The following is a 5,836-nucleotide window of genomic DNA, read 5'->3' as shown; positions in this document are numbered from 1 at the left end:
AGCGGGCCCGCGGTCCATCCCGGCCGGGCTGCGGCTGCGGCTGCGGCTGCGGCTGCGGCTGCGGCTGCGGCTGCGGCTGCGGGAGATTCGGCAGCAGGGCCAGGTAGGCCACGCTGACCACCCGGACACGCGGGTCGCGGTGCGCGCCGCCGTAGGTCCGCAACTGCTCGAGGTGACCGGTCGTCGTGACGCCCGTCTCGGCCGCGAGCTGCCGCAGGGCCGAGGCGTCGAGATCCTCGTCGCGGTCGACAAAACCACCGGGCAGCGCCCAGCATCCGCCGAACGGGGGATCGTCCCGGCGGATGACCAGGACACAGAGCCGACCGGCGCGCAGGGTCAGCAGAACCACGTCCACGCTGACGGCGAGGGCGGGCGGCATGACGGTGACGCTGTCATGCCGCCCGCCCTCGCCGTCCAACGGACCGCGGATCCGGTTCGATGGAGAGGCGGGCGCCACCCCTCCAGTCTGGCCATCCCCGTGCCGGCACACACGGGCCCCTCCTCGGCCTCCCGCCGGAAACGGCACCTCAGCGGGCGACGCCGCCCGACGGCCCGGGACGGCTCAGGGAGGCCCGAGACGGCTCAGGGACGGCCCTCCGCGTGGACGACGGGCAGGCACGGCGGGCCGTAGCCCACCTCCCGAGCGGTGGGGGGAAGGGCCGCGAGGGCCAGACGATGGTGCTCGCGGGCGCGCCGGGTGCCGGCCGGCCCGGTCAGGCCACCGACCGGCTCACCGGCCTTCACCAGCGGACGCAACAGGTCCCGGTCCCGGGCCGGGTCGGGCGGTCGCTGCGACGCGGGGAGCGCGTCCCCGGAGCCAGCGGGATCCACCCCCGGACCGGACGGACCGGACAAGCGGTCCGGGGCCGACGGCGAGCCCGGCGGGCTCGGAAAGATGACATCAGCGACGGCCCGGCCGTTGAGGTCATGGCGGCGGACGACCCGCTTGCGCCCCCCACGGGTGCTCTTGCCGACCGACCTCTTCGCCACGGGTTCGCCGTCGACCTCGACCAGCTTGTAGACGAACCCCGCGGTGGGCGCGCCCGCACCGGTGACCAGGCCGGTGCCGACACCGTAGCCGTCTACTGGGGCGTCGCCCAACCGGGCTATGGCGTGCTCGTCCAGATCCCCGGTCGCGATGATCCGTGTTCTGGTCGCGCCGAGGCCGTCAAGCTGCGCGCGGACGGCGCCGGCGACCCGACCCAGGTCCCCGCTGTCGATCCGGACGGCCCCGAGCTCGGTGCCCGCCGTCGCGACGGCGGCGGCGACCCCCGCAGGGACGTCGTACGTGTCGACGAGCAGCGTCGTGCCGACACCGAGGGTGGCGACCTGCGCGGCGAACGCCTCGGCCTCACTTGGATGAACGAGTGTGAAGGCGTGCGCGCTGGTACCGACGCTGGGGACCTCGTACGTCCGGGCGGCCTCCAGGTTCGACGTGGCCGCGAAACCCACGAGGTAGGCCGCGCGGGCGGCGGCCACGGCGGCGGCCTCATGGGTGCGCCGAGATCCCATTTCGAGACAGGGCCGGTCCCCGGCCGCCCCAACCATCCGGGCCCCAGCGGCCGCGATCGCGCTGTCGTGGTTGAGAATGGCGAGCACGAGTGTCTCGAGCAGCACGGTCTCAGCGAAGGTGCCCTCGACAGCGAGCACGGGCGTCTCGGCGAAGAACGGCTCGCCCTCGGCGAAGCCATGGATGTCGCCGCCGAAGTGGTAGTCCGCCAGCCACTGTGCCGTGGCCTCGTCGATGACATCGGCGGCCCGCAGAGCGGCTAGCTCGGGCGGCCCGAACCGGAAGTCCGCCAGCGCATCGAGCAGCCGACCGGTGCCGGCGAACACACCAAAACGGCGACCCGGCGGCAACGATCGGGTGAAGACTTCGAAGACCACACGACGATCCGCCGCGCCGGACCGGAGCGCCGCGCGCAACATGGTCAACTCATAGTGATCGGTCAGGAGTGCCGTCGACATCCGGAACACGGTAGGGACGAGCAGGCTCCGATGCGCGCCGGCCGGCGGTTTGGCGGGCGAGGAAAGGGAGCGAGTTCATCCCGTCGTGGTGCGTTGGCCTGACAGTGGGCGAACGTCGATTCCAACACGGTATGCACTACACGTTCCATCGACCTTCAGGAGCACATGAGAGAGCCTCGACGTGACCACGTTGATCAGGGCGAGGCCGATCAGCGCTAGGACGATCAGCACCAGGCCGATCAGCGCCGGATCGATCAGCGCAACCCCGACCGGCCCGACGGCGAACACGGGGAGGATGACCGTGAGAACGGTCGGTCACCTGCGGTCGCGACCCGAACAGAAACACTCTCCGGGTATCCCCGGGGATACCCGGGGTCGGCGTGCGATCGTCTTGACCGTGGACCACAGCAATGCCGGGATCTTCCTCGTCACGGTCGGCGGGGCGCTGTTCGCACTGCTGGTGCTCGGCGGCCGGGCAGGCCGGGGCATCGCGCGCGAGGTCTGGAGCCGTATCGGCTTCTTCCGCTGGATACTCCTCCTGATCATCATTGTGATCGTTCTCGACCTCGCGGACGGACTTCCCAACCAATGAACATACATTCGACGGGAACGCCCTCGCATAACACATGGCACCGAGGATGTTGCTGGAAGCCGCAAAATTACACCCACACGAGATGTTCGAATTATGTCACTGCACCCCTAGATGCCCGGCTCGTTATGCTCACTTCGCGTAACACGATTGTCGGACGAGAGGGTTGCGGGTGACCGGTCACACTTGGCTATGGACGCCGCCGCGTTCTACTCCCACCAGCGTTGGTGTGGGCCAACTCCTACGCGCGTACCGGCAGGCCCACGGCCTCACGCAGCAGCAGCTCGCCGACCGTCTGGGCTTCGACCAGTCCTACGTATCCAAGGTGGAGAGCGGCCGGCGGGCTATCCACGACATCTCGACGCTCCGTCACATCGCCCGCAATCTGGCGCTGTCCCCCGAGGACGTCGGCCTGGCCCCGGGATCGATGACGGACCGTCGCCGGGAGACAGCGCCGCGCAGTCCGGCGGCCGAGCAAGCCGCCGCGAGCCAACGCGCGTGGCGGCTCACCCGCGATCACCTCAACCACCATCGGATCAGCCTCGCCCGCGCGGCGGTGCGGCTCTACCCGGAAACCGACCGACTCGGCAGCGGGCTACTGGCCCGACCCGGCTGGGTGTGGGACACCCCGGTGGACATCGACGATGTCACCCTTGGGTGGCACGATAGCGCCGAGGCCCCCACGATCAGGGGGGACGAACCCGAGACGGCCGGTAGCCGGCCCCTGCTCGGTGGAGGCGGTCAGCAGAACCGCTACCAGCGCTACACGCGGGCGATGCGGGACCTCGACCGGCCGACCCTGTTCGAGAACCGGCTCAGTTTTCGCCTACTCGATATCGGCGGTGACGGGACCGCGGGACCGTCACCGGACAACCATCCGTCGCTGAGCTTCGCCCACACGACGTACTTCGACGCCGTCGACGTCTGCGAGACCGTCGCACACGAGACGGCGGCCGCGATGGCCGGCAGCGGACTGTCCTGGCCCGCGCTGCCCTTCCGGGCGCGGATCGGAGATCCGTTCGACTTCACCCGGCGGGCGGCCCTGCCGTCCATCAACACGCTCACGATCCGCCACGATCGCGGCGGCCAGGCGAGCTTCTTCCTGCACCGGCGCAGCGCGGGCTCGGTCGCGACCGCGGGCGGGGTGTACCACGTCATCCCGGCCGGGGTCTTCCAGCCGTCGGGCATCACCCCGTTCCACCATGAGGCCGACTTCGACCTGTGGCGCAACATCATGCGTGAGCTGAGCGAGGAGCTGCTGGGCAACCCGGAGCACGACGGCAGCTCGTCCAGCCCGATCGACTATGACACCGACGAGCCGTTCCGTTCGTTCGAGCAGGCGCGTCGGTCCGGCGCCATGCGGGTGTCGTACTTCGGGATCGGGCTGGACGCGCTCACTCTGTTCGGCGAGATCCTCACCGTCGTCGTGGTGGACGCCGACGCCTTCGACCGGCTTTTCGGCAGCATGGTCCAGACCAATGCCGAGGGATCGGTCGTCACCGCGGGTCCGAACCGGTCGGTGACCGAGGGCATCCCGTTCACCCACTCGGCGCTGCGCCGTCTCGTCGACACCGAGCCCATCGCCCCGTCGGCCGCCGCCTGCCTGGAACTCGCCTGGCGCCACCGGGAGACCCTCCTCGGGATGCGCATGCGGGCCGCATCCTGATCCCGGACATGCGCGTCCTTGTCACCGGCGCGGCCGGCTTCATCGGCGGAGTGGTCACGGACATGCTCGCCACCGCCGGACACCAGGTTACGGCGATGGTCCGCGAGCCGATGACCACGCCGCGGTTCGCCCCCGATGTCGAGGTGGTGGCCGCGGACCTGCTCGATCCCCGCCAGCTGGCCGCGGCGGGGGTCAGCCGGGGATTCGAGGGGGTGTGCCATCTCGCGGCCCTGACCCGGGTGCGGGAGTCCCGGCTGGATCCCGTGCGCTACTTCCAGACGAACCTGACCGGCACCATCAACCTGCTGGCCGCCCTGGAGGAGGGCGCCGAACACACCGGGGTCGCACCCGCGTTCGTCTTCGGATCCACCTGCGCGGTCTACGGCAACGTCGACCTCGCGCGGATCCCGGAGACCTGCCCACCCGACCCGGTGAACCCCTACGGAACCTCCAAGTTCGCCGCCGAGCGGCTGCTGTCCCACCAGGCCGGCACCGGGCTGCTCGGCGCGGTGATCCTACGTTCCTTCAACGTCGCGGGTGCCGTCGCGGGACACATCGACCGCGACGGCAGCCGGATCATCCCGGCGGCGATCGCCGTGGCGAGCGGATGCCGGGACGTGTTCCGGGTCAACGGGGACGGCCTCGCGCTGCGGGAGTACGTCCACGTCGTGGACATGGCGACGGCCTACCTGACGGCGCTGGTCGCCGCGCGCCCCGGGCACTGCGCGGTGTTCAACGTGGGCAGCGGCGTCGGGGTGAGTGTCACCGACGTGCTCGCCGCGGTCGGCCGGGTCGCCGGGCGCCCGGTCCGCCGCGTCCACTGTCCGCCGGTCTCCGAACCGAGGACGCTGATCGGTGACAGCACCCGGATCCGCGCCGATCTCGGCTGGAGCTCTCCGGCGTCGAGCATCGACCGCATCGTCGCCGACGCGTGGCGCTGGGGCCGGGGGCCGGCACCGGCCGGGGCCACCGCCCTGCCGCCATGCCAGCGGATCGCTCCGAGCATCACCTGAGGAGACCCCGCGGGCCCCGCGGCGGCCCGCGGTGCGGCAGGCTGCGGCTGGCATCCCTCCCGGCCCTTCCCCCTGGCCCGACAGTCACCCGCCAGCCAGCATAGATTAGCAGGCTGGTTGCAGGCAGGCATACTTCGCAAGGCCTTCCATCGGCCGGCCTATCCTCGTATACCTAATGCGACGGAGCTTCCCGTGCCGCCTGAGCTCGCCGGGAACAGCCGTGGGCCACCCGACGGAGCACCTGTTCATCTCCGCACACTAATCTGACGCCTGTCGTGACCCGGATCATCTCGGGGGCGGGCTCCACGCAGAGGCTCCGCCGCGCCGCCCGCACGACCGCGCCGCCCGCACGACCGACGACGACATGCTCCTTGGGGGAGACGAAAGTGGACGAGCAGACCGCTGGGACCGATAACCCGCGGCCCACATCGCGCCTGGTGGTCGACGTGGTCCGCGCGCTGCGCGGATGGGTGGTGATGGCCGCCGGCGGCGTACTTCTGCTCGGCTGCTACCTGGGTGTCTCCAAGGAGACGGACGTCGCTTTCCAACTACCCTACGTGGTTTCCGGCGGTTTTGGGGGCCTAGCGGGAGTTTCCTAGA

The 5,836-nt window shown here is 70.7% G+C and carries 6 protein-coding genes and 1 pseudogene; 4 read left to right on the top strand and 3 right to left on the bottom strand.

The window, feature by feature from the left end:
• From AC08ON_RS12255 to AC08ON_RS12245, 3 genes are all read right to left on the bottom strand, one after another.
• On the bottom strand, nucleotides 1-379 hold a 379-nt coding region (locus AC08ON_RS12255), incomplete at its 3' end, for an NUDIX domain-containing protein (RefSeq protein WP_476616998.1).
• Nucleotides 380-582: 203 nt separating this feature from the next.
• Complete coding sequence (locus AC08ON_RS12250; protein WP_476607634.1) at nucleotides 583-1,968, bottom strand: nicotinate phosphoribosyltransferase; 1,386 nt, start codon at nucleotides 1,966-1,968, stop codon at nucleotides 583-585.
• A gap of 75 nt (nucleotides 1,969-2,043) precedes the next feature.
• Complete coding sequence (locus AC08ON_RS12245; RefSeq protein WP_476607633.1) at nucleotides 2,044-2,256, bottom strand: hypothetical protein; 213 nt, start codon at nucleotides 2,254-2,256, stop codon at nucleotides 2,044-2,046.
• Nucleotides 2,257-2,269: 13 nt separating this feature from the next.
• On the opposite strand from AC08ON_RS12245, the gene AC08ON_RS12240 reads away from it, so the two are divergent.
• From AC08ON_RS12240 to AC08ON_RS12225, 4 genes and pseudogenes are all read left to right on the top strand, one after another.
• A complete protein-coding gene (locus tag AC08ON_RS12240; protein ID WP_476616996.1) occupies nucleotides 2,270-2,560 on the top strand; it encodes a hypothetical protein in 291 nt (96 codons plus the stop codon).
• A 169-nt stretch (nucleotides 2,561-2,729) separates the two neighbouring features.
• Nucleotides 2,730-4,223, top strand: a complete 1,494-nt coding sequence (locus tag AC08ON_RS12235) for a helix-turn-helix domain-containing protein (protein ID WP_476607632.1) — start codon at nucleotides 2,730-2,732, stop codon at nucleotides 4,221-4,223.
• Between the two features lie 8 nt (nucleotides 4,224-4,231).
• Nucleotides 4,232-5,236, top strand: a complete 1,005-nt coding sequence (locus AC08ON_RS12230; protein WP_476607631.1) for an NAD-dependent epimerase/dehydratase family protein — start codon at nucleotides 4,232-4,234, stop codon at nucleotides 5,234-5,236.
• A gap of 386 nt (nucleotides 5,237-5,622) precedes the next feature.
• A pseudogene (locus AC08ON_RS12225) lies at nucleotides 5,623-5,823 on the top strand (transporter); the annotation flags it as partial.
• Nucleotides 5,824-5,836: the final 13 nt, after the last annotated feature.

This window comes from Frankia sp. CoWAU3 (assembly GCF_977971855.1).
Note: the sequence above shows the minus strand (reverse complement) of the source record. Positions and strands in the feature narration are given on the sequence as shown.

Coding starts and splice junctions, on each gene's coding strand:
- AC08ON_RS12250 (WP_476607634.1), bottom strand. CDS start 1,968: ATGTCGACGGCACTCCTGACCGATCACTATGAGTTGACCATGTTGCGC.
- AC08ON_RS12230 (WP_476607631.1), top strand. CDS start 4,232: ATGCGCGTCCTTGTCACCGGCGCGGCCGGCTTCATCGGCGGAGTGGTC.